The organism is Edwardsiella tarda ATCC 15947 = NBRC 105688, assembly GCF_003113495.2.
Taxonomy (GTDB): Bacteria; Pseudomonadota; Gammaproteobacteria; order Enterobacterales; family Enterobacteriaceae; genus Edwardsiella; species Edwardsiella tarda.
This window is the reverse complement of the sequence record NZ_CP084506.1, coordinates 774,679-796,715: the sequence shown is the minus strand read 5'-3', so window position 1 is coordinate 796,715 and position 22,037 is coordinate 774,679. Positions and strand designations below refer to the sequence as shown.

Here is a 22,037-nt window from a genome sequence, read left to right as displayed (position 1 = left end):
ATCCCATTGATGCCTATCAATTTATGTCAACCCGGTAAAATAAAGTGGAAAACTCACCGAACAAGGCGCTCCACCCTACTGTTTTTCTTGCTGTTTTACCTGTTGCCATACCGCTTCCATCTCGGCGAGCGAGGCCTGTTCCAGGGTGCTTCCCCCGGCGATCACCGCCTGCTCTACCGCACGAAAACGGCGTTCAAACTTACGATTGGCCTGTTCCAGCACATTCTCCGCGCGGCAACCGAGGTGACGCGCCAGATTGACCGTAGCAAACAGCAGATCCCCGACCTCTTCGCTCAGTCGCGCCTGATCCACCACCGCCTGCTGCGCCTCCTCCATCACCTCGTCGATCTCTTCGTACACCTTGTCCAGCACCGGTCCCAAGGTGTCCCAGTCGAAGCCCACCGAGGCGCAACGCCGTTGGATCTTATCGGCGCGCATCAGCGCCGGCAGCGCCAACGGGATATCATCCATCAGCGAGTCCATCGCCTTCTGCGCTCGCTCCTGTTGCTTACGCTGTTCCCAACGCGCCACGGAAGCCTGAGCACTCTCGTCGTAGTCCGCGTCGAACACGTGAGGATGGCGGCGTTCCAACTTGTCGCAGATGCCGTCGCATACCGCGTCAAAGTCGAACAACCCCTGTTCCTGGGCCATCTGTGCGTGAAACACGACTTGAAATAACAGGTCGCCTAGCTCTTCTTTCAGTCCATTGAAATCGTTGCGCTGAATCGTGTCAAGCACTTCATAAGTTTCTTCCAGCGTATAGGGGGCGATTGTGGCAAAAGTTTGACGTAGATCCCATGGACAGCCACGCTGTGGGTCGCGTAGCGTGCGCATGATGGTCAAGAGGCGTTGTAAGGCTGGGGGGGTCATCGCAGTCGTTCCACTCACAAAAAAGCCGCCGCAGAGGCGGCGAGAAGCCCGGTGCGGCGAAGGCCACCCCGGGCAGAGGGTCATCCGGTCACACGGCGCTGCCGCGCCCGGCATTCAGCCGACGCGCGTCTAACACGTCCGGCAACTGATTCAGCTTGGCCAATACTCGGCCCAGCACTTGGAGGTTATAGATCTCGATCTCCATGTCGATGGTCGCCATCTGCTGCTTGGTATCGCTGCGGCTGGCCACCCCCAACACATTCACCTTTTCGTTGGCCAGGATGGTGGTAATGTCACGCAGCAACCCGCTGCGATCGTTGGCCGTCACCCGCACCACCAGCGCATAGCCACTGGAGTAGCTCTCCCCCCACACCGCGTCGATGATGCGCTCCGGCGCATGGCGGCGCAGCTCATCCAACTGGTCACAGTCGGCACGGTGGATCGAGATACCACGCCCCTGGGTGATAAAGCCGACGATCTCATCGCCGGGGATCGGCTGGCAGCAACGGGCGATGTGGTGCATCAGGTTACCGACCCCTTCGACCACCACCCGGCCACTGCTCTTATCGCTGCGTGTGCTGGAGGTCCCCTTCTGCGTCAGCTGCTTCAACGCCGCGCGATCCGCCTCCTCCGCGCTGGGCTTGTTGATCTTACCCTGCAGGAAGTTAACCATCTGGTTGAGCCGAATGTCGCCGCCACCGATGGCGGCCAGCACCTCATCCAGGCTATGCACGTTGTAGCGCGGCAGCAGGAGCTTCTCTGCCTCCTTCAGGCTGATGCCCAGCCGCGCCAACTCATCGTCCAGGATCTGGCGCCCGGCCAGGATATTCTTGTCGCGATCCAGCTTGCGGAACCAGTTATGGATCTTGGCGCGCCCGCGGCTGGTGGTGACATAGCCCAAGTTGGGGTTGAGCCAGTCACGGCTCGGGTTGGGCTGTTTCTGGGTGATGATCTCCACCTGATCCCCCATCTGTAACTGATAGGTGAAGGGGACGATGCGCCCGCCGATCTTGGCGCCGATACAGCGGTGGCCGACATCGCTGTGGATGTGATAGGCGAAGTCGAGCGGCGTAGAGCCGGCGGGCAGATCGACCACATCCCCCTTGGGCGTGAAGACATACACCCGGTCATCCAGCACCTGGCTACGCACCTCGTCGATCATCTCACCGCTGTCGGCCATCTCCTCCTGCCAAGCCAGCAACTTACGCAGCCAGGCGATGCGGTTCTCGTAACCGGCACGTCCCCCCGCCTGCGGCCCCTCCTTGTACTTCCAGTGCGCCGCCACCCCCAGTTCGGCATCCTCATGCATCTGACGGGTGCGGATCTGGATCTCGAGGGTCTTGCCGTGCGGGCCCAGCACGACCGTGTGGATCGACTGGTAGCCGTTAGGCTTAGGATTCGCTACGTAGTCGTCGAACTCGCTGGGCAGATGGCGATAGTGAGTGTGTACTATCCCCAGTGCCGCATAGCAGTCTTGCAGCCGTTCGACCACCACGCGCACCGCGCGTACATCGAACAGCTCGTCGAAGGCCAACGACTTCTTCTGCATCTTGCGCCAGATGCTGTAGATATGTTTGGGACGGCCATAGATCTCCGCCTTGATGCCCTCTTTCGCCATCGCCTTGCGCAGATCATGCACGAAGTCGTCGATAAACTGTTCGCGATCGATGCGCCGCTCGTGCAGCAGCTTGGCGATGCGCTTGTACTCCTCCGGGTGCAGATAGCGGAAGCAATAATCCTCCAGCTCCCACTTCAGCTGGCCGATGCCTAAGCGGTTGGCGAGCGGCGCATAGATGTTGAAGCTCTCCTTGGCCGCCAGCACGCGTTCCTCTTCCGGCGCATCCTTCACCTCGCGCAGGTGGGCGATGCGCTCCGCCAACTTGATCACCACGCAGCGGAAATCTTCCACGATGGCCAGCAGCATACGGCGGATGCTATCCACCTGCTCCGACCCGGCCGCCCCGCTCTGTGTCGCCTTCAACTCGCGGATGGCGTCCATCTCCATCACCCCACGCACCAGATCGGCGATGGCACCACCAAAGTCGTCGCGCACCTGCTGATCGTCGATCACGGCGCCATCCACCAGCGGGAACAGCAGCGCAGCGCGCAGACTGTCGTTATCCATGCTCAGGGTCGAGAGGATTTCGACCATCTCGACGCCGCGCCAGAGCAACAGCGGCGCCGCCGCATTACCGGCGGTTTTCTCCTGACAATAGCGCCAGGTGGCGGTGAGACGCTCACACGACTCGGGGCTGGCTATATTTAAGCTTGCCACCCACTGCTCAGGGACAAATTCACCAGCCGTATTCAAATGAGCGCTTCTTACCGCGACCATGGTACTCTCCCTCTGACTGCTTAACCGCTAATCCACTGTCTATGGCGCCGTAGACTCAAACAGCGCCATCGACTCCAAATGCCCCGTATGGGGAAACATATCCAACAGGCACAATCGTGTCAGCTGATAACCGCCCTGTAACAACACCCGGCTATCCCGCGCCAGTGTGGCCGGGTTACAGGAGACATAGACCACCCGACGCGGTGCCAAATGGACGATATGCTGCATCACCCCGGGAGCGCCGGCACGAGCCGGATCGAGCAGGACTTTATCAAACCCCTGCGCCGCCCAAGGCTGACACGTCACGTCCTCTTCCAGATTCTGATGGAAGAATTCTACATTACTCAGCCCGTTGTGACGTGCATTATTCTGCGCTCGGGCCACCAGCTCGGGGACCCCTTCGACGCCCACGACCCACTGTGCCTGGCGGGCCAACGGTAGCGTAAAGTTCCCCATGCCGCAGAACAGATCCAACACACGCTCGTCGGCACGCGCATCGAGCCAATCGAGGGCGCGGGCGACCATCTGCTGGTTGACCTGGCCGTTAACCTGGATAAAGTCCTGCGGATCGAAGGCGAGGCGGACATCGGCCACCTGATAATAGGGGGCCTCGCCGAGCAGGCGCCGCGGCGCCCCTTGGCCGTCGCTCAGATAGAGCGCCAAGCCATGTTGACGCGCGAACGCCTCCAGTGCCGCCTGATCGGCGGAGTGCAACGGGTCGAGATGGCGTAATACCATCAGCGGCCCGTTGTCGGCCAGCACCAACTCCAGATGGCCCAGACGACGGCGAGCGCGTAGCGCCGATAAGCAATCCCCCAGCGGCAGCAACAACGCCTCCAACGGTGGCGCCAATACCGGACAGGCACGCAACGCCACCAGATCGTTCGAGGCCGCCTGGCGAAAGCCCAAAATCACCCGCTGACGCTTGGCGTCGAATTGCAGGCCGAAGCGGGCGCGCCGCCGATAACCATAAGCTTCGCCGGCGATCAGCGCCGACGGCGTGATGGTGACGCCCGTCTCACGCGCCATCAGACGCTGTAACATCTGCGACTTGCTCTGCTGCTGCAACGCGATTGACGCATGTTGCTGCTGGCACCCGCCGCATACGCCAGCGTGCGGACAACGCGGCGCCACCCGCTCGGGACTCTGGCTGTGCAGACGCTTAACGCGCCCACGGGCAAACTGGCGTTTATCCTCCGTCAGGATCACCTCGGCCTGTTCGCCGGGCAACAGGCCGCTGATAAACAGCGTCTTACCGTGATCGCGTGCCACCCCTTGGCCGAAGGCATCCAGATCGTTGGCGGTCACAATCAGGGTTTTCCGGGTCGCAGTACGGCGCCCCGGTGTGTAAAATTGAGCCATGTCGATTGCTTATCTGTGCGGTGGGTTAAGCTTAGGCTTAACCGAGTCTGTGTTTACCGCCAATTCTCCCACATCGGAACGCCATGACCAAATATAGCCTGCGGGCGCGCATGATGATCCTGACGCTGGCCCCGACGCTCCTGATCGGATTACTGCTCAGCACCTTCTTCGTTGTGCACCGCTATAACGAACTCCAGGATCAACTGGTCGATGCCGGCGCCAGCATCATCGAACCGCTGGCCGTCGCCAGCGAATATGGCATGACCTCGCGTAATCGTGAGGCGGTGCGTCAATTAATCGGCCTGCTACATCGCCGCCACTCCGACATCGTGCGCGCCATCGCCGTCTTCGATGGTCAGAACCAGCTGTTCGTCACCTCGAACTACCACCATAACTATGCCCCGCTACAGCTACCGGAGAACAGCCCGCCACCGACGGATCTGATGCTCAGCAAGCAGGGTGACGCACTGATCCTGCGCACGCCGATCATCTCGGAGAATAGTCAGGCGCAGACGCCCAACGGCGCCGACTCGCTGGGTTACATCGCCATCGAGCTGGATCTGCGCTCGGTGCGATTACAGCAGTATAAAGAGGTGTTCGTCGCCACCCTGCTGTTGCTGATCAGCATGTGCATCGCCCTATTATTCTCCTACCGGCTGATGCGCGACGTCACCGGCCCGATCCGTAACATGGTCAACACCGTCGACCGCATCCGGCGCGGCCAACTCGACAGCCGCGTCGAGGGCCATATGCTGGGCGAGCTGGACATGCTGAAGAACGGAATTAACTCGATGGCCATGTCGCTCACCGCCTATCACGAGGAGATGCAGCAGAATATCGACCAGGCCACCTCGGATCTGCGCGAGACCCTCGAACAGATGGAGATCCAGAACGTCGAGCTAGATCTGGCCAAGAAGCGCGCCCAGGAGGCGGCGCGCATCAAGTCCGAGTTCTTGGCTAACATGTCTCATGAGCTGCGCACCCCGCTCAATGGGGTGATCGGCTTCACTCGCCAGGTGTTGAAGACGCCGCTGAGTGCCACCCAGATAGACTACCTGCATACCATTGAACGCTCGGCAAACAACCTGCTCAGTATCATCAACGACGTGTTGGATTTCTCCAAGCTGGAGGCGGGCAAGCTGGTGCTGGAGCATATTCCCTTCATGCTGCGCGAGACCATCGACGAGGTGGCGACCCTGTTGGCGCCTAGCGCCCACGATAAGGGGTTAGAGCTGACACTGAACGTGCGTAACGACGTCCCGGAGCACGTGCTGGGTGACCCGATGCGCCTACAGCAAGTACTCACCAACTTGTTAGGCAATGCGATCAAGTTTACCGAGAAGGGCAACATCGACATCCGCATCGAACAGCGTAGCCTGAACACGCAAGCCGTGGAGCTGGAGGTGCAGGTGCATGATACCGGCATCGGGATCTCCGAACGCCAACAGTCGCAGCTGTTCCAAGCCTTCCGCCAGGCGGACGCCAGCATCACCCGCCGTCACGGCGGCACCGGGCTGGGGCTGGTGATCACCCAGAAACTGATCAACGAGATGGGCGGCGATATCGCCTTCCACAGCCAGCCGCACAAGGGGTCGACCTTCTGGTTCCACATCCGTCTGGAGTTGAACCACAACGCGCCCCCGGCCTCACTGCCGTTGGAGCGGCTCGACGGCCAGACGCTGCTGTATATCGAGAGCAACCCCGTCGCCGCACAGTGTACCCTCGACATGCTGAAGGTCACCCCGCTGGAGGTCACCTACTGCCCGCAGTTTGCCCAGGTGATCCCGGACAGTCACTACGACATCCTGCTGTTCGGCCTGCCGGTACAGACCTCCCTCACGTCGGAGCACATGCAGGAGAAACTGAGCCGGGCGCTGCGTCTGGCCGATCGGGTGATCCTGGCGCTGCCCAGCCATACGCTGCACGACAGCGACACCCTGAAGGCGCGCGGCATCCGCCGCTGTCTGTTCAAGCCGCTCGCCAGCAGCCGCCTGTTACCCGCTCTGCTGGACAACGCCCTACCACCCCGCGCGCCGCAGGTGATCTCCCCATCGGGGGATCGTCTGCCCTTAACGGTGATGGCGGTGGATGACAACCCGGCCAACCTGAAGCTGATCGGCGCGCTACTCGGCGAACAAGTGCAACACACGCTCCTCTGCCACAGCGGCGAAGAGGCGCTGGCCGCCGCGCGCGATCGCCCGTTAGACATCATCCTGATGGATATCCAGATGCCGGAGATGGATGGGATTCGCACCACCGAACGCCTACGCCAACAGCCGATCCACGCCCATACGCCGATCATCGCCGTCACCGCACACGCGCTGAATGGTGAGCGTGAGCGTTTACTTCGCGCCGGGATGGATGATTATCTGGCGAAACCGATCGACGAGAATCGCCTGCGCCAACTGCTCACCCGCTATAGCGCCGGGGGGAGCACCAACACGGCGAGCGCGGCGTCGACGGCGGCGACGGCCAGCGATCACTCCTTCGACTGGGCCTTGGCGCTGCGTCAGGCGGCGAACAAGGCCGATCTGGCGCGTGACATGCTACAGATGCTCATCGAGTTTCTGCCGCAAGTTCGCCAGCGCATCGAGCGCCAACTGGCCGGGGAGGCCGAGGAGACGGCGGGGGAATTGTGCGCGCTGATCCACAAGCTGCACGGAAGCAGTAGTTACAGTGGGGTACCGCGTCTACGGCGGCTGTGCCACTACCTGGAGCAGCAGCTCCGCGACGGCACGCCGGCCAGCGATCTGGAGCCGGAATGGTTGGAGTTGTTGGACGAGATCGATAATGTCATCCGCAGCGCCCAGCCCTATCTGAAGGCGACGCCGCCGCAGGCCTCAGCCGACAGCGGCGCGGCCCACGGGCCCAGCGAGACGACGCCTTAACGCCACCCGCACGGCCAGCAGGCGGCGTATGGTCTGGCGGAGGGAGGATTACTCCCCCTCCGCAATCACCGTGGCACAGGCGTAGCGGCGCTCGTCGGCCAGCGAGACATGCAGCGTGCGGATCCCCAGCTCGGCGGCCAGTTCGGCGGCCCGGCCATGGAGTACCAGCCCCGGCTTGCCTAACGCATCATTGACCACTTCGAACTGGGCGAAGGCCAGCCCCTGGCGAATGCCAGTGCCCAGCGCCTTAGCCGCCGCCTCTTTGACGGCGAAGCGCTTAGCCAGATAGCGAACACGCTGAGCATGCGCCTGGTACTGCTGCCACTCCGCCGGTGCCAGGATGCGCCGCGCCAGTTGGTCGCCGCTGCGCTCCACCACCGCCGCGATACGAGCGATCTCGACGATATCGGTACCCAGCCCCCGTAGCGCCATCAGCGACGCGCCTCCAGCAGCAGCTGTTTCATGTCACGCACCGCCGTACTCAACCCATCGATCACCGCGCGACCGATGATACTGTGGCCGATATTCAGCTCATGCATCTCCGGCAGGGCGGCGACCGCCTGGGCGTTGTGGTAAGTCAGACCGTGACCGGCGTTGACCTTCAGCCCACGCCCGGCGGCGAAACGTGCCGCGACGGCGATCCGTGCCAACTCCGCCGCCTGAACCAACGCATTCTCGGCATCGGCATAGGCGCCAGTGTGGATCTCGATGTAGGGCGCGCCGACGGCGACCGCGGCCTCGATCTGGCGCTCATCGGGGTCGATAAACAGCGAAACCTGGATCCCCGCCGCACTCAGGCGCGCCACCGCCGCCGCCATCTTGTCGCGTTGACCGGCGACGTCCAGCCCCCCTTCGGTGGTCACCTCTTGGCGCTTCTCTGGCACCAGGCAACAGAAGTGCGGGCGCAGCTCACAGGCGATGTCGAGCATCTCATCGGTCACCGCCATCTCCAGGTTCATACGCGTCTGGATGGTCTGCCGCAGCAGGCGCACGTCGCGGTCGGTGATATGACGACGATCCTCACGTAGGTGAACGGTGATACCGTCGGCGCCGGCCTGCTCGGCGACGAAGGCCGCCTGTAGCGGATCGGGGTAGAGAGTCCCGCGCGCATTACGCAGTGTGGCGATGTGATCGATGTTAACGCCCAGCAGAATATCGGCCATGACAGCTCCTCAAGGATGATCGGTCGGGATAACCCGGTTATCAGACACCATATTACCCAGCCGTCGCGCGCAGACAAGCGGCGACCAGCCATCTGACTAGTCTACCCTCAGCGCAGCCACAACGAGTGGGACAGCCATGAGGCAAACAGGGGGACAGTGCGCTCGGCTCAGGCCGAGGAGGTCGCCGAGGGGCGACGCGGGACGAACTGGCGAAACAGCTCGCGACTCTTGAGCGGCTTACCGCCCAGATAGGGTTTCAATGCCATGCGGGTAAAGCGTTTGGCGGCGCGCAGGGTGGCGACATCAGGGAATTCACGACTGGCCAGCGCCTTGAGATCGCGCCCGGTAAAACTGTGCTGATCCACCACCAGGCTAGCGATAAAGCCCTTCTCTTCACGGTAGCGGTAGGTCATACCATCCGCCACCGGCTCGCCGCTGCCGGCGCAGTGCAGGAAGTCGATGCCGTAGCCCAACTGAGCCAACAGCGCCAACTCGAAACGCCGCAACACCGGCTCCGGCGAACCGCTGTGCCCGGCCAGTTGTTGGATGCAATGCAGGTAATCGAAGAACAGCGCGCTGTAGCAGGTCTCCTGCTCCAGCACTCGGGCCAAGAGCTCGTTGACATACAGCCCGCTGTAGAGGGTGATGCCACTCAGCGGCAGCGCCAGCGAAACCGCCTCGGCGCTGCGCAGGGTCTTCACCTCCCCCTTACCGCCCCAGCGGATCAGCAAGGGGGTGAAGGGTTGCAAGGCACCCTTCAGTTGAGAACGACGGCTCCGCGCGCCTTTCGCCAGCAGCCGCACCCGCCCCTGCCCCTCGGTGAAGGTGTCCAGCAGCAAGCTGGTTTCACTGTAGGGCCGCGCGTGCAGCACGAAGGCGCGTTGCCAGCCGTCCATCATCTGACTTACAGGTCGTCGACGTAACCCAGGCTACGCAGTGCACGTTCGTCGTCCGCCCAGCCGGATTTCACCTTCACCCACAGCTCAAGATGCACCTTGGCGTCGAACATCGCCTCCATATCCTGGCGCGCTTCGATACCGATGGTCTTAATCTTGCTGCCTTTGTTACCGATCACCATCTTCTTCTGGCCATCACGTTCCACCAGGATAAGGCCGTGAATATCGTAGCCGCCGCGCTCGTTAGGCGCGAAGCGTTCGATCTCCACGGTGACCGAATAGGGCAACTCCTCGCCGAGGAAACGCATCAGCTTCTCGCGGATGATCTCCGAGGCCATGAAGCGCTGGGAACGGTCGGTGATGTACTCCTCGGGGAAGTGGTGTTCCGCCTGCGGCAGGCGCTGACGCACGATGCGCGCGATGGTGTCCACATTGGTGCCCTTCTCCGCCGAGATCGGCACCACGTCCAGGAAGTTCATCTGCTGGCTGAGGAACTGAATGTGCGGCAACAACGCGGTCTTGTCGACCACGTTATCCACCTTGTTGATCGCCAGGATCACCGGGCACTTCAGATCGCGCAGCTTGTTGACGACCATCTCGTCATCCGGCGTCCAATGGGTGCCTTCAACCACGAAGATCACCAACTCGACATCGCCGATGGAGCTGCTGGCCGCACGGTTCATCAGGCGGTTGATCGCCCGCTTCTCCTCGATGTGCAGCCCCGGGGTATCCACATAGATAGCCTGGTAGGGGCCTTCCGTATGGATGCCCATGATGCGGTGACGGGTGGTCTGCGGCTTACGTGAGGTGATGGAGACTTTCTGCCCCAACAACTGGTTCAACAGCGTTGACTTACCGACATTGGGACGGCCAACGATGGCGATAAAGCCGCAGTAGTTTTTTTCTTCGCTCATTCAAGCTCCAACTGTTTTAACGCCTGCTCGGCGGCGGCCTGCTCGGCCTTACGCCGGCTCGAGCCGACGCCGACTACCGGCGCGGACAGCCCGCTGACCTGGCAGTGAATAGTAAATTCCTGATCATGCGCCTCGCCGCGCACCTGCACCACCAGGTAGGAAGGCAGTGGCAGATGACGCCCCTGCAAGAACTCCTGTAAGCGCGTCTTGGGATCTTTCTGCTTGTCCCCCGGGCTGATCTCCTCCAAACGGGAGTGATACCAGGCGAGGATCAGGCGTTCAATGGTCTGAATGTCGCTGTCGAGGAAGATGCCGCCGATCAGCGCCTCAACCGTATCCGCCAGGATCGACTCGCGGCGAAAACCGCCACTCTTCAGCTCGCCCGGCCCCAGGCGCAGACACTCGCCCAGATCGAACTCGCGCGCCATCTCCGCCAAGGTATTGCCGCGTACCAGCGTGGCACGCATGCGGCTCATGTCGCCCTCATCCACGCGCGGGAAGCGGTGATACAGGGCATTGGCGATGACGAAGCTCAGAATCGAGTCGCCCAAAAACTCAAGCCGTTCATTATGTTTGCTGCTGGCACTGCGATGAGTCAGCGCCTGCATCAGCAGATCCTGTTGTCTAAAAGTGTAGCCCAGCTTGCGTTGCAGCCGGTTAATTACGATGGGGTTCATGAGATACCAATAAATTCAGAATGCGTCAAAAACCGCAGCATACGGAACAGGCCTGCCTTGCCATTAGCCAATCCAAAGCTGTTTCGTTTGCAGTGGCCCCCACTAGAGGGGGCCAAACATGTCACGCGGAATATTCTACAACGACTGGAGGGAGAATGCTGCGTAAATAGGGGGGTTATTTAATGAATTCCCCCGATCCGCTCCAGGCGTACGCCGGTCGGCCACTGGCCTTCCTGCTTCTTGAAGCTCATCCAGATGGCAGTCGCCTTACCGACCAGGTTCTTCTCCGGCACAAAACCCCAATAGCGGCTGTCCGCGCTGTTGTCGCGGTTATCCCCCATCATGAAGTAGTGACCGGCCGGGACCACCCAGGCCCCCAGCGGTTGACCCGGCTGACGGTAGTAGCGCGAAACCATGTCCTGAGCCTGCGGCACCGTTAGGATGCTATGGGTCACCGTGCCCAGCGTCTCCTGACGCTGATCCATGCGATAACCGTTCGGCACGCTCTCGTCGATCGGATACTGGTGGAAGCCGCTGCTCGGCTCATTGCTACTCATCTGGTTAAAGGTCTGCACCCACTCGCTTGGACGCGACGGGCTATAGGTGATCGGCAGCAGGCGATCACAGCGCTCGCCCTGCTGGCAAGCGGGGTAGACCGTCAACTCCTTGCTATAGGGATCATACACCACCTTGTCGCCCGGCAGACCGATGGCGCGCTTGATATAATCCAGACGCGGATCGAGCGGATACTTAAACACCACGATGTCGCCGCGCTTGGGATGGCCGGTCGGGATCAGCGTCGTTTGCGTCACCGGATCCTTCAGGCCATAGGCGAATTTCTCCACCAGAATAAAGTCACCGATCAACAGGGTCGGCATCATCGATCCCGAAGGGATCTGGAACGGCTCATAGACAAAGGAACGGATCACCAATACCAGGGCCAACACCGGGAATACCGAGACACAGGTCTCGATCCAACCGGGTGCCTTGGTCGCCAGACGGGCATTTTCTACATCCAGCCCCTGTTCGGTCTGGCTATTAATCGCCGCCAGTTTGGCACGCCGCGCCGGCGCCAGTTTGAAACGGTCGATACACCACACGATACCGGTTACCAGTGTGGCGATAACCAGGATCAAGGCAAACATATTTGCCATGTCCATCACTCCTTACACTCAATACCTAACATGACTCAAGCAGGCAGAAACACGACGGGCGCGGAATCGACCGCGCCCGTCTGCATCGCTGTTAATCCTTGCCGACGTGCAGAATGGCCAGGAACGCTTCTTGCGGCAGCTCGACGTTGCCGATCTGCTTCATGCGTTTCTTACCTTCTTTCTGTTTCTGCAGCAATTTCTTCTTACGGCTGACGTCACCGCCGTAGCACTTCGCCAAGACGTTCTTACGCAGTTGCTTCACGGTCGAACGGGCGATGATCTGGGTACCGATCGCCGCCTGGATGGCGATGTCGAACTGCTGACGCGGGATCAGCTCTTTCATCTTCTCCACCAACTCACGACCACGCGTGTGCGAGTTCGCCCGGTGGGTGATCAACGCCAGGGCATCAACCCGCTCACTATTCACCATCACATCGACACGCACCATGTCCGAGGCTTGGAAGCGCTTGAAGCTATAATCCAGCGAAGCATAGCCACGCGAGGTGGACTTCAGACGGTCGAAGAAGTCCAACACCACTTCGGCCATCGGGATGTCATAGGTCAGCGCCACCTGATTACCGTGGTAGACCATGTTGGTCTGCACGCCACGCTTCTCGACGCACAGAGTGATCACGTTGCCCAGAAACTCCTGCGGCAACAGCATGTGACACTCGGCGATCGGTTCGCGCAACTCTTGGATGTTGTTCACCGCCGGCAGCTTCGAGGGGCTATCGACGTAGATCACCTCATTGCGGGTGGTCACCACCTCATACACAACCGTCGGCGCGGTGGTGATCAGATCCAGATCGTACTCACGCTCCAGACGCTCCTGGATGATCTCCATGTGCAGCAGGCCGAGGAAGCCGCAGCGGAAGCCGAAGCCCAGCGCCGTCGAGGTTTCCGGCTCATAGAACAGCGAGGCATCGTTCAGGCTCAGCTTGCCCAACGCATCGCGGAACGCATCATAGTCGTCAGAGCTTACCGGGAACAGACCGGCATACACCTGCGGTTTCACCTTCTTGAAGCCCGGCAACGCCGCGTCGGCGGGGTTACGCGCCAGAGTCAGCGTATCGCCTACCGGCGCGCCGTGGATGTCCTTGATGGCGCACACCAGCCAACCAACCTCGCCGCAATTCAGCACGTCGCGGTCAACCTGTTTCGGGGTGAAGATCCCCAGACGGTCGGCGTTATAGGTCTGCCCGGTGGTCATCACCTTGATCTTATCGCCCTTGCGCAGGCTACCGTTCTTGATACGGATCAGCGACACCACGCCCAGGTAGTTGTCGAACCAGGAGTCGATGATCAACGCCTGCAACGGTGCCTCTGGATCGCCTTCCGGCGGCGGAATGTCACGCACCAGGCGCTCCAACACATCGCCCACGCCCACGCCGGTCTTCGCCGAGCAGCGTACCGCATCGGTGGCATCGATGCCGACGATATCTTCGATCTCCTGAGATACACGATCCGGATCGGCGGCTGGCAGGTCGATCTTGTTCAGTACCGGCACCACTTCGAGATCCATTTCGATGGCGGTATAGCAGTTGGCTAGCGTCTGCGCCTCAACCCCCTGCCCGGCATCCACCACCAGCAACGCCCCTTCACAGGCGGCCAGCGAGCGGGAGACTTCGTAGGAGAAGTCCACGTGCCCCGGGGTGTCGATAAAGTTCAGCTGATACACCTGGCCATCCTGCGCCTGGTAATCGAGCGTGACGCTCTGCGCCTTGATGGTGATGCCGCGCTCGCGCTCCAGATCCATGGAGTCCAATACCTGAGCCTCCATTTCGCGGTCGGACAAGCCACCGCAAAGCTGGATGATACGGTCAGACAGCGTCGACTTACCGTGGTCAATGTGCGCGATAATGGAGAAATTACGTATGTTCTTCATTATTAATATATTTGCCTGATGATTTCTGAATGACTCGCCTAAGGACACGCGGACGGGCTCAAAGCGATGATTTTGGGTTTGTGGCGCCAGGCGCCGAATCGCTGCATTTTACACAGCCCCTCGGTCAAAACCTAGCGCTCTTCACTCGCGATCGGATGGATTCGTTACGCTACGCAACTGACTGGACGGCAAGGCGACTTGCAACAGCACCGGTTGATAGTCGATACCCCGAGCCATGCGGCGGGCCTGACGACGCGCCAGCGCAAAACCGGCCACGCCCCCTAACAGGGCCCCCAACGCACTGGCGCCATCCGATGCCAGCCACAGCTGCCCGATGGCGCCACCGCCTAACAAGCCGACCAATGGCGTCAGGTAGACTAACAGCGCCGAACGCAGCACACTCGCCTCCTGCAGGCCAATCTCGACTCGCTGACCGACTTGGAGAGGTTGTGATACCGCCAGGCGTAGCTGATGAAGTGTCTGCGGCCCCAGCTCGGCCAAGGCCGCCGTGCCGCAGCCATGACGCGCCCGGCACCCCGTACAACCGGCGTGCGCCTCGCACTGCAATAGCGCCTCGCCGGCGTGCCAGCTGATCACCGTCGCCCATTCGCGCATCATACCGGCATCACCGATTAAAGCGGACGGCTTCTGCCACCCGTTTGGCGGTCATCGGCGGTAACTCGCCGACGATGCTGATTTCGGCGTTATTACGCACCTCGGTATGGATGGTGCGCCGCCCTTGGCGTAGATATTGGCCGTCACCGCTACTCGCGCGGGCCGGACTCACATTGACCGAGAAGCTGAACAGGCCGTCGCTGTAGAGACGGGACTCGACCGGCTCGGCCACCGAGGGCAGAGTACGGCGGCTGCGTGAAATCTCTTTGAAGCCATCCGGCACCCAACCGGCGCGCCAGTTGAAACTAACACTGTCGTTCGGCGGCAGGCGCAGCAACGGCGGCAAGGTCAGACGCGAGAAACTGCGCATCTCATTGGCGACCTGTTGGCCGACATCGAAGGCGATTACGCGGAATTGCTCCAGGGTTTCACCGTCGCGATCCAGCAGATCGACGCGCAACGGCAACTTGGAGTCCTCATCGATCCAAACGATATAACTGAAACGCATGCCATCGCGCGCCACCACGCGGATCACCTCGCAGGGGCGATCGGCCACTCGCGTGCGGCCCACGGAGATGAAGTTATAGTAGGGGGCGAGCAGTTTAACATCGGCGAAGATCACCGACGGCAAGGCATCGACGATGTGATCGCCGTTGAGGGTGAACGGCTCCAGACCGGGTTCGAAGTAGCTGATCTCATTGCCGCGCAGCACCACCTCGCGGCGCGGACCGTCCATCTGCAACAGCTGGGCCAGAGTCTGTTGGTTCTCTAGCGCATGGCGATAGCGCAACGACTCAACGCCCTGCTTAGTGATATTGATGAAGGCCAGTTCGTAATCGAGTGAGCGGCTGGCCTGGTTCATCTGCTGCAACATCAGCCCCGGCGCAGTATCCTGGGCCAGGGCTGAGGTAGAGATAAACAGGCTGCCGGTCAACAGAGTCAGGGCAAACCAAAATTGCTTCATTACTGCTGCTGGGTTCCTAATGACAGCGTACCGGGCACCTGAATCGATGCCTGTGCATTGTTATCTTCGGCCTGCAATTGCTCGGCGTGAAGACGACGCTGCAACTCGTAGTCCTGCAGGATAGCATTAATGCGCTTACGCTGCTGCTGGATCTGCTGCTGGGCGTTGTTACCCTCGTTCGGTACACCGAAGCTGACCGGCGACGCTTGCCCGCCTAACGGCAGGGTGTTGAACACCGGTGATTCCGGCTCGGCCACCCCTTCCTGCGGCGCGTTGTAATGCTGCACACCGAGCAGAACCGCCAGCGAAACCCCGGCGGCGATGCCCATCTGTGAGAGTTGACCAACCCACGGGCGCACCTTGTGCCAGAAAGGCATGCGTTGCCATTGGGCGGGTTGGGGTTGAGACTCGGGGATCGCATTGGGAACCAGGCGCACCGGCTCCGCGTCCAACGCGGCGGCGATGCGATCGGTAAGGTCGATCTGTATCGTCTCGCCGACGTCACCACGCAGCGTGTCACGAACCAGGTGGTAGCGCTGCCAGGTCTGTTGCAACTCGGGATCCTTGACCAGCGAACCAATCAGCTCGCTATCCAGCAATTCGCCATCCATGAGAGCCGAAAGTTTTTCTTTCTGCATGCCTTATACCCTTTGCTGTGACCGCATGACTAACGCTGAATCAGCGGCTGAACTTTATTGTCGATCGCTTCCCTCGCCCGGAAGATGCGCGAACGCACCGTACCCACCGGACAATCCATGATGGCCGCTATCTCTTCATAGCTCAGCCCATCCAGCTCCCTGAGCGTGATTGCCATGCGTAAGTCCTCCGGCAACGACTCAATGGTGCGAAAAACGATCTGCTTTAGCTCATCTGACAACATTAAGTTCTCAGGGTTCGAAATTTCTTTCAGCGCGCTGGCACCTTCAAAATTTTCGGCCTCGCCGGCATCCACATCGCTGGATGGCGGACGGCGCCCCTGAGCAACCAGATAATTCTTTGCCGTATTCACGGCGATACGATAGAGCCAGGTATAAAACGCGCTATCACCGCGGAAGGAATCCAGCGCGCGATAGGCTTTGATGAACGACTCCTGCGCCACATCCGGCACATCGCCCGACGGCACATAACGGGATACCAGACTCGCAACCTTATTCTGGTAGCGCGCTACCAGCAGATTAAACGCCTTCTTGTCCCCCTTCTGGACGCGTTCGACCAATACCTGATCCGTTAACTGCTCGCTCATCCGAGGTAATGTCTCCCCAAATCTGTCTCCACGTATGAAATAGATTGCCAGTCGTCACAAAAACTTGAGCAAGCATTAAGTTAGAGTTCATACGCGCCCAAAAGTTCCCTGCCCGTTATTTTTCCATACAGGCAGACAGTCCGGCGGCGGCAGCTCACACCCCGAGATGCCATCCCCAATACCGGCCATAGGCTAACACGATTTTTCTCATTCGGCTGCACTCAGACGGGCCTGCCCTAAAAAATCGGAAAGCGCCAGAAAAAACGGGCGCCCATAAGGACGCCCGCGATGAGGGGGAGATGCGTGCTCGGTTTTACGCCGCCTGCGGCGCACCGGCATCACGCGCACCCGGCAGCATCAACGCCACCAGTAAGGCCAGCGCGGAAGGCAGGACCCAAGCCATGCCATCGGCGGCCAACGGCATGGTACGCATCTGCCAAGCCAGCAGTTCGCCCAACCAGCCGCTCTCGGCACCGGCGGCGCGGGCACCATCCATCAGGCTGCACAGCAGTGCCACCAACATCACCAGGCGATAACCCAGCACCGGATTACGTAACCAGCGGCGGATGAAGGTCAATACCACCAGGGCGATCGCCAGCGGGTAGAGCGCCATCAACACCGGCACCGACAGCGCGATCAGACGGCTCAGGCCAACGTTAGCCACCACCGCACAGGTGATGCTCAGTACCACCACCCACTGACGGTAGCTCAGACGCGTCAGGGTCGAGAAATAATCGGAGCAGGCGCTCACCAGGCCGACCGCAGTGGTCAGACAGGCCAGCAGCACCACCAGCGACAGGATCCACTGCCCCGGTTGACCGAACAGCGCCTGAACATAGGCCGCCAACACCACCCCACCATTGTTCGCCCCAGCGGCGATGGTGGAAGAGGTCGCGCCCAACCAGAACAGCGAGACGTAAACAAAGGCCAGGCCGATGGCGGCGATCACCCCGGCGATGCTCAGGTAACGGAAGCAGGCACGCGGTGAGGTCACCCCCTTGCCACGCAGCACATCCACCAACAGCATGCCAAACATCAGCGCGGCGAAGGTATCCATGGTGTTGTAACCACCGATAAAGCCCTTGCTAAATGCCATCGTCTGATAGGCCTCGACCGGAGCGGCGATCTCGCCCTGCGGGCGGAACAGGACGCCCAACGCCAACACCACCAGCAGCAGGAACAGCATCGGTGTCAACAGCTTACCCACGCTATCGATCAGCTTGCCACGGCTCCAGGCCAGCGCCAGGGTCAGCAGGAAGAACAGTGCCGTGACACCCATCTGTACGCCGTCCAGCGTCACACCCGCCAACTGGAACGGGCTTTCGCCCTGGCTGCCCAGCAACGGCTTGATCGCCATCTCAAAGGCCACCAAACCGGTACGCGGCGCGGCGAAGGCCGGGCCGATGATGATAAACAGCAGCACGGCGGCGAAGGTACCGGTGCCGCGCGGCAGGTCACGGGTCATCGCCGGCAGACCACCACCGGCGCTGGCGACGGCAATAATGGAAACCAGTGGTAGGCCGACGGCGGTCAGCAGGAAGCCGCTCATGGCATACAGCACGTTCTCACCGGCCATCTGACCTTCTAACGGGGGGAAAATAATGTTGCCGGCGCCCAGGAAGAAGGCAAAGGTCATCAACCCTAATCCTAATGTATCCGCCATAGATAAACGTTGTTGCATATTCTGCCCTCTTATCTCTTTTTACCCGCCGCATACGCCGCAGAAACGCACGGGGGTACCGCATCGAAACGCTGTCTGTCCAAAGGTAAATTCAGGTGTCGCGCTCTCTCGTAGAGGTGCGTAGGGGATCACTCCCTGAATCCCTGAAATATCCCACCCTCCTGGTGGGATAGCAGGCAGGATCATCCCTGCCCTAAGGGGCATATTGGAATAACGTGCTGACTAAAGCAACAGCGTTAGAAGAAAAGGTAAAAATCTTTCGTGAGTGAGCGAAAAATACAGGAGTATTCACTACTATTATCGCGGATAACCAGTGTATCTGACTGAAAGGGCCCCGGAGTACGTCCCAGCAACAGTAAGGCACGGCGTACCGGCTTCTCCGCCCGGTCGCGTACCGCCGTCTGATGCAGCGGAAACCAACCACAGGCCTGAGCGTGGCGGATCACCGCCTCGGCGGCGTCAATCGGCAGTACCAACGCCAGTCGCCCTTGCGCGGAGCTCAAGGCCGCCGCCTGACGCAACAGCGTCTGATGATCGAGGGAGTCGGTATAGCGCGCCGTCGCGCGGGCGGCCGTGCGGCAGGCAACGCCAGGAGAGAAATAGGGCGGGTTACTCACGATCAGATCGTAGCACCGCGTCGTGACTGCCGCGAACGCCTGTAAGGAGAGCGGGTGCATCGTCAGCCGATCCGGCCAGGGTGAGGCGAGAAAGTTCTCCGCCCCCTGCCCCGCCGCCAGCGGCTCGATCTCCACGCCATCGATCTGTGCACGACTCCGCTGCGCCATCATCAGGGCCAGAGCCCCGCTACCGCTACCGATATCCAAGATATGGCGCTCGTCGCCCGATAGCGTTAGCCAGGCGCCGAGTAAAATGCTGTCGGTGCCCACTTTCATCTCACAACGATCGTGGGCGACAAAGAAACGCTTCAGGGTAAATCCATTACGTGGCAGGGGTTGGTCGGCTGGGGTCGGACACGGCACAGCGGGCTCCTTGGAACGAGTTCGATCTCCGGCATACCATACCTGCCCGGCTATAAAAAGGAAATGCGCGAAAAGCGCGCCGTGACAGGCTGCGAATGGGGTATTGACCCGAGCGCAGATAACGATGAACGCGCGCCATGCGCTTTAATGGGTGAAGATCGCCGCCAACCCGTCTATAATCTGCGCCCCAAGCAGAGGTAGACCATGACAGCAACCAACTTTTCCGAACTCGAACTCGACGAGCGCCTGCTCGACGCCCTGCGCGATAAAGGCTATGAGCGCCCAACCGCCATCCAGATCGCCGCCATTCCGCCCGCCATGGACGGGAGGGACGTTTTGGGTTCCGCGCCGACGGGGACCGGCAAGACCGCCGCCTTCCTGCTGCCCGCGTTGCAGCACCTGCTCGACTTCCCACGTAAGAAGTCCGGCCCGCCGCGCATCCTGATCTTAACGCCGACGCGTGAGCTGGCCATGCAGGTAGCCGATCAGGCCCGAGAACTCGCGCGTCATACCACGCTGGACATCACCACCATCACCGGCGGCGTCTCCTACATCAACCACGCCGAGATCTTTAGCACCAACCAAGATATGGTGGTCGCCACCCCTGGCCGTCTGCTGCAATATATTAAAGAAGAGAACTTCGACTGCCGCTCGGTAGAGACCCTGATCCTGGATGAAGCCGATCGCATGCTCGACATGGGCTTCGCCAAAGACATCGAGACCGTCGCCGCCGAGACCCGCTGGCGTAAGCAGACCCTGCTGTTCTCCGCCACCCTGGAATCGGACGCGGTGCATGATTTCGCCGATCGTCTGCTCGAGGATCCGGTCGATGTCAGCGCCGAACCGCCGCGCCGCGAGCGCAAGAAGATCCAGCAGTGGTACTACCGTGCCGACAGCCTGAAGCATAAGACCGCCCTGCTGTGCCACCTGCTGCGCCAGCCGGACGTCACCAAGTCGGTGATCTTCGTCCGTAAACGAGAGCGCGTCCATGAGCTGGTCACCTGGCTGCACCAGGCCGGCATTCAGGCCTGCTTCCTGGAAGGCGAACTGGTACAGGCCAAACGTAACGAAGCCATCAAACGGATGTTAGACGGGCGCGTCAACGTGCTGGTCGCCACCGACGTGGCCGCACGCGGGTTAGACATTCCCGACATCAGCCATGTATTTAACTTCGACATGCCGCGCAGCGCCGACGTTTACTTGCACCGCATCGGCCGTACCGCTCGCGCCGGGCGCAAGGGTACCGCCATCTCGCTGATCGAGGCGCACGACCAGCTGCTGCTCGGCAAGGTGAGCCGCTACGTGCAGGAGCCGATGAAGTCACGCGTCGTCGATGAGCTACGCCCCGAGACCAAGGCTCCCAGCCTGAAGAACAAGGGCAAGCCGTCGAAGAAGGTGCTGGCCAAGCGGGCCCAGAAGAAGCTCGATGAGCAGAAGAAGAAGGGCAAGACGAAGGTGCGCCATCGCGACAGCAAAAACGTCGGTAAACGCCGTCAGCCTAGTACCGGCCACCAGCCGGCGACCGAGGGCGGCGAGGAGCAAGGCGCATAATCGCCCGCTCCCCTCAGCACTGCACGCGCGCGTCCACGACAACAAACAACAAGGAGCCACCCGGCTCCTTTTTTATTACGCCGCAACCGGGCTCAGGCCAATGCCGGCGACGAAACGCAAAACGAACAAAGGAGCCTTTCGGCTCCTTTGTGTTCAACGCGTCCCACCGTGCGGCTTACGCCGCCGCCCTTACAGGCTTTCGGTAAAGGTACGGGCGATAACGTCGCGCTGCTGTTCCGGGGTCAGGGAGTTGAAACGCACCGCATAACCGGAGACACGGATAGTCAGCTGCGGGTACTTTTCCGGATGCTTCACGGCATCTTCCAGCGTCTCGCGACGCAGCACGTTCACGTTCAGATGCTGACCGCCTTCGACACGCACGGTCGGGGCGACGTCCAGCTCAACTTCACGGTACTCGAAGTTGCCCAGCTCGCTCTGTGCGACGACCTGATCGTCAGCGTAGCCCGCCTTGGCACACAGGCAACGGGCTTCGCCCTTTTCCGTGTCCAGCAGCCAGAATGAGTTCAGCAGATCGGCGTTGTCAGCTTGGGTGATCTGGATACCTTTAATCATTTGTTGCCTCCAATTGAGATAGAGCAAAAATCCACTAATTCGGTCAGGGTTGCGACCCCATCATGGGCCATTTGGTAAAACCAATGTTGTCTTGATGTGTTATATACCAGTTAAAACAGCCGCATTCTTTGATCTAAATCAATTTTATTCGGTCTGTCATTTTTACCATATCGGCAATTTTATGTTTTACATCAATTTAGGTAAAAACACGCATAATTAAAAAAGGGTAAATTTTTCGCCATCGGAGCGCCGGGCGGCGGCCGCACGCCAAGAAGCGGCAGAGAAA

The 22,037-nt window shown here is 60.5% G+C and carries 19 protein-coding genes; 2 read left to right on the top strand and 17 right to left on the bottom strand.

Features of this window, described 5'->3' with window-relative positions; all coding sequences use genetic code 11:
- Positions 1-75 precede the first annotated feature (75 nt).
- The 3 genes from mazG to rlmD form a co-directional block, all read right to left on the bottom strand.
- Positions 76-870 carry a nucleoside triphosphate pyrophosphohydrolase gene (mazG, locus tag DCL27_RS03670; protein WP_005289378.1) on the bottom strand — a complete coding sequence of 265 codons (795 nt, stop codon included), beginning with the start codon at positions 868-870 and terminating at the stop codon, positions 76-78.
- An 88-nt stretch (positions 871-958) separates the two neighbouring features.
- The gene (gene relA, locus DCL27_RS03665) at positions 959-3,205 is read right to left on the bottom strand and encodes a GTP diphosphokinase (protein ID WP_005289380.1); all 2,247 of its coding nucleotides are present in this window, start codon (positions 3,203-3,205) and stop codon (positions 959-961) included.
- A 39-nt stretch (positions 3,206-3,244) separates the two neighbouring features.
- The gene (gene rlmD, locus DCL27_RS03660; RefSeq protein ID WP_035598280.1) at positions 3,245-4,567 is read right to left on the bottom strand and encodes a 23S rRNA (uracil(1939)-C(5))-methyltransferase RlmD; all 1,323 of its coding nucleotides are present in this window, start codon (positions 4,565-4,567) and stop codon (positions 3,245-3,247) included.
- A gap of 83 nt (positions 4,568-4,650) precedes the next feature.
- On the opposite strand from rlmD, the gene barA reads away from it, so the two are divergent.
- Positions 4,651-7,455, top strand: coding sequence for a two-component sensor histidine kinase BarA (barA, locus tag DCL27_RS03655; RefSeq protein WP_035598277.1), 2,805 nt, complete (start codon positions 4,651-4,653; stop codon positions 7,453-7,455).
- 48 nt (positions 7,456-7,503) lie between these two features.
- On the opposite strand, the gene acpS is transcribed toward barA, so the two are convergent.
- From acpS to DCL27_RS03590, 13 genes are all read right to left on the bottom strand, one after another.
- Entirely contained in the window at positions 7,504-7,887 is a 384-nt protein-coding gene (acpS, locus tag DCL27_RS03650) for a holo-ACP synthase (protein WP_005289386.1), read from the bottom strand.
- The gene (gene pdxJ, locus DCL27_RS03645) at positions 7,887-8,618 is read right to left on the bottom strand and encodes a pyridoxine 5'-phosphate synthase (RefSeq protein WP_005289388.1); all 732 of its coding nucleotides are present in this window, start codon (positions 8,616-8,618) and stop codon (positions 7,887-7,889) included. The genes acpS and pdxJ overlap by 1 nt, the downstream gene beginning before the upstream one ends.
- A gap of 167 nt (positions 8,619-8,785) precedes the next feature.
- The gene (recO, locus tag DCL27_RS03640) at positions 8,786-9,514 is read right to left on the bottom strand and encodes a DNA repair protein RecO (protein ID WP_035595167.1); all 729 of its coding nucleotides are present in this window, start codon (positions 9,512-9,514) and stop codon (positions 8,786-8,788) included.
- 8 nt (positions 9,515-9,522) lie between these two features.
- Positions 9,523-10,428, bottom strand: coding sequence for a GTPase Era (gene era, locus DCL27_RS03635; RefSeq protein WP_005295160.1), 906 nt, complete (start codon positions 10,426-10,428; stop codon positions 9,523-9,525).
- Positions 10,425-11,105 carry a ribonuclease III gene (rnc, locus tag DCL27_RS03630; protein ID WP_005295156.1) on the bottom strand — a complete coding sequence of 227 codons (681 nt, stop codon included), beginning with the start codon at positions 11,103-11,105 and terminating at the stop codon, positions 10,425-10,427. The genes era and rnc overlap by 4 nt, the downstream gene beginning before the upstream one ends.
- Positions 11,106-11,284: 179 nt before the next feature.
- Entirely contained in the window at positions 11,285-12,259 is a 975-nt protein-coding gene (gene lepB / locus DCL27_RS03625) for a signal peptidase I (protein WP_228594475.1), read from the bottom strand.
- Between the two features lie 91 nt (positions 12,260-12,350).
- Entirely contained in the window at positions 12,351-14,144 is a 1,794-nt protein-coding gene (gene lepA, locus DCL27_RS03620) for a translation elongation factor 4 (protein ID WP_005289398.1), read from the bottom strand.
- 141 nt (positions 14,145-14,285) lie between these two features.
- Positions 14,286-14,762 (bottom strand): SoxR-reducing system protein RseC, encoded by a 477-nt coding sequence (rseC, locus tag DCL27_RS03615; protein ID WP_035598273.1) that lies wholly within the window; start codon positions 14,760-14,762, stop codon positions 14,286-14,288.
- A gap of 7 nt (positions 14,763-14,769) precedes the next feature.
- Complete coding sequence (gene rseB / locus DCL27_RS03610) at positions 14,770-15,723, bottom strand: sigma-E factor regulatory protein RseB (protein ID WP_005289403.1); 954 nt, start codon at positions 15,721-15,723, stop codon at positions 14,770-14,772.
- Entirely contained in the window at positions 15,723-16,361 is a 639-nt protein-coding gene (rseA, locus tag DCL27_RS03605; RefSeq protein WP_005289405.1) for an anti-sigma-E factor RseA, read from the bottom strand. The genes rseB and rseA overlap by 1 nt, the downstream gene beginning before the upstream one ends.
- A gap of 29 nt (positions 16,362-16,390) precedes the next feature.
- Complete coding sequence (gene rpoE / locus DCL27_RS03600; protein ID WP_005289407.1) at positions 16,391-16,966, bottom strand: RNA polymerase sigma factor RpoE; 576 nt, start codon at positions 16,964-16,966, stop codon at positions 16,391-16,393.
- Positions 16,967-17,279: 313 nt separating this feature from the next.
- A complete protein-coding gene (gene brnQ, locus DCL27_RS03595; protein WP_005295150.1) occupies positions 17,280-18,647 on the bottom strand; it encodes a branched-chain amino acid transport system II carrier protein in 1,368 nt (455 codons plus the stop codon).
- Between the two features lie 236 nt (positions 18,648-18,883).
- Complete coding sequence (locus tag DCL27_RS03590) at positions 18,884-19,627, bottom strand: tRNA1(Val) (adenine(37)-N6)-methyltransferase (RefSeq protein WP_410470719.1); 744 nt, start codon at positions 19,625-19,627, stop codon at positions 18,884-18,886.
- 204 nt (positions 19,628-19,831) lie between these two features.
- Here DCL27_RS03590 and srmB point away from each other — a divergent pair, with 204 nt between their 5' ends.
- Positions 19,832-21,178 (top strand): ATP-dependent RNA helicase SrmB, encoded by a 1,347-nt coding sequence (gene srmB / locus DCL27_RS03585; protein WP_005289415.1) that lies wholly within the window; start codon positions 19,832-19,834, stop codon positions 21,176-21,178.
- A gap of 189 nt (positions 21,179-21,367) precedes the next feature.
- Here srmB and grcA read toward each other — a convergent pair whose 3' ends face one another.
- Complete coding sequence (gene grcA / locus DCL27_RS03580; RefSeq protein ID WP_005289419.1) at positions 21,368-21,751, bottom strand: autonomous glycyl radical cofactor GrcA; 384 nt, start codon at positions 21,749-21,751, stop codon at positions 21,368-21,370.
- Between the last annotated feature and the right edge of the window lie 286 nt (positions 21,752-22,037).

Excerpts from the sequence above, each read along its gene's own strand:
- mazG (WP_005289378.1), bottom strand. The coding sequence starts at position 870 with ATGACCCCCCCAGCCTTACAACGCCTCTTGACCATCATGCGCACGCTA.
- relA (WP_005289380.1), bottom strand. The coding sequence starts at position 3,205 with ATGGTCGCGGTAAGAAGCGCTCATTTGAATACGGCTGGTGAATTTGTC.
- rlmD (WP_035598280.1), bottom strand. The coding sequence starts at position 4,567 with ATGGCTCAATTTTACACACCGGGGCGCCGTACTGCGACCCGGAAAACC.
- barA (WP_035598277.1), top strand. The coding sequence starts at position 4,651 with ATGACCAAATATAGCCTGCGGGCGCGCATGATGATCCTGACGCTGGCC.
- acpS (WP_005289386.1), bottom strand. The coding sequence starts at position 7,887 with ATGGCGCTACGGGGGCTGGGTACCGATATCGTCGAGATCGCTCGTATC.
- pdxJ (WP_005289388.1), bottom strand. The coding sequence starts at position 8,618 with ATGGCCGATATTCTGCTGGGCGTTAACATCGATCACATCGCCACACTG.
- recO (WP_035595167.1), bottom strand. The coding sequence starts at position 9,514 with ATGGACGGCTGGCAACGCGCCTTCGTGCTGCACGCGCGGCCCTACAGT.
- era (WP_005295160.1), bottom strand. The coding sequence starts at position 10,428 with ATGAGCGAAGAAAAAAACTACTGCGGCTTTATCGCCATCGTTGGCCGT.
- rnc (WP_005295156.1), bottom strand. The coding sequence starts at position 11,105 with ATGAACCCCATCGTAATTAACCGGCTGCAACGCAAGCTGGGCTACACT.
- lepB (WP_228594475.1), bottom strand. The coding sequence starts at position 12,259 with ATGGCAAATATGTTTGCCTTGATCCTGGTTATCGCCACACTGGTAACC.
- lepA (WP_005289398.1), bottom strand. The coding sequence starts at position 14,144 with ATGAAGAACATACGTAATTTCTCCATTATCGCGCACATTGACCACGGT.
- rseC (WP_035598273.1), bottom strand. The coding sequence starts at position 14,762 with ATGATGCGCGAATGGGCGACGGTGATCAGCTGGCACGCCGGCGAGGCG.
- rseB (WP_005289403.1), bottom strand. The coding sequence starts at position 15,723 with ATGAAGCAATTTTGGTTTGCCCTGACTCTGTTGACCGGCAGCCTGTTT.
- rseA (WP_005289405.1), bottom strand. The coding sequence starts at position 16,361 with ATGCAGAAAGAAAAACTTTCGGCTCTCATGGATGGCGAATTGCTGGAT.
- rpoE (WP_005289407.1), bottom strand. The coding sequence starts at position 16,966 with ATGAGCGAGCAGTTAACGGATCAGGTATTGGTCGAACGCGTCCAGAAG.
- brnQ (WP_005295150.1), bottom strand. The coding sequence starts at position 18,647 with ATGCAACAACGTTTATCTATGGCGGATACATTAGGATTAGGGTTGATG.
- srmB (WP_005289415.1), top strand. The coding sequence starts at position 19,832 with ATGACAGCAACCAACTTTTCCGAACTCGAACTCGACGAGCGCCTGCTC.
- grcA (WP_005289419.1), bottom strand. The coding sequence starts at position 21,751 with ATGATTAAAGGTATCCAGATCACCCAAGCTGACAACGCCGATCTGCTG.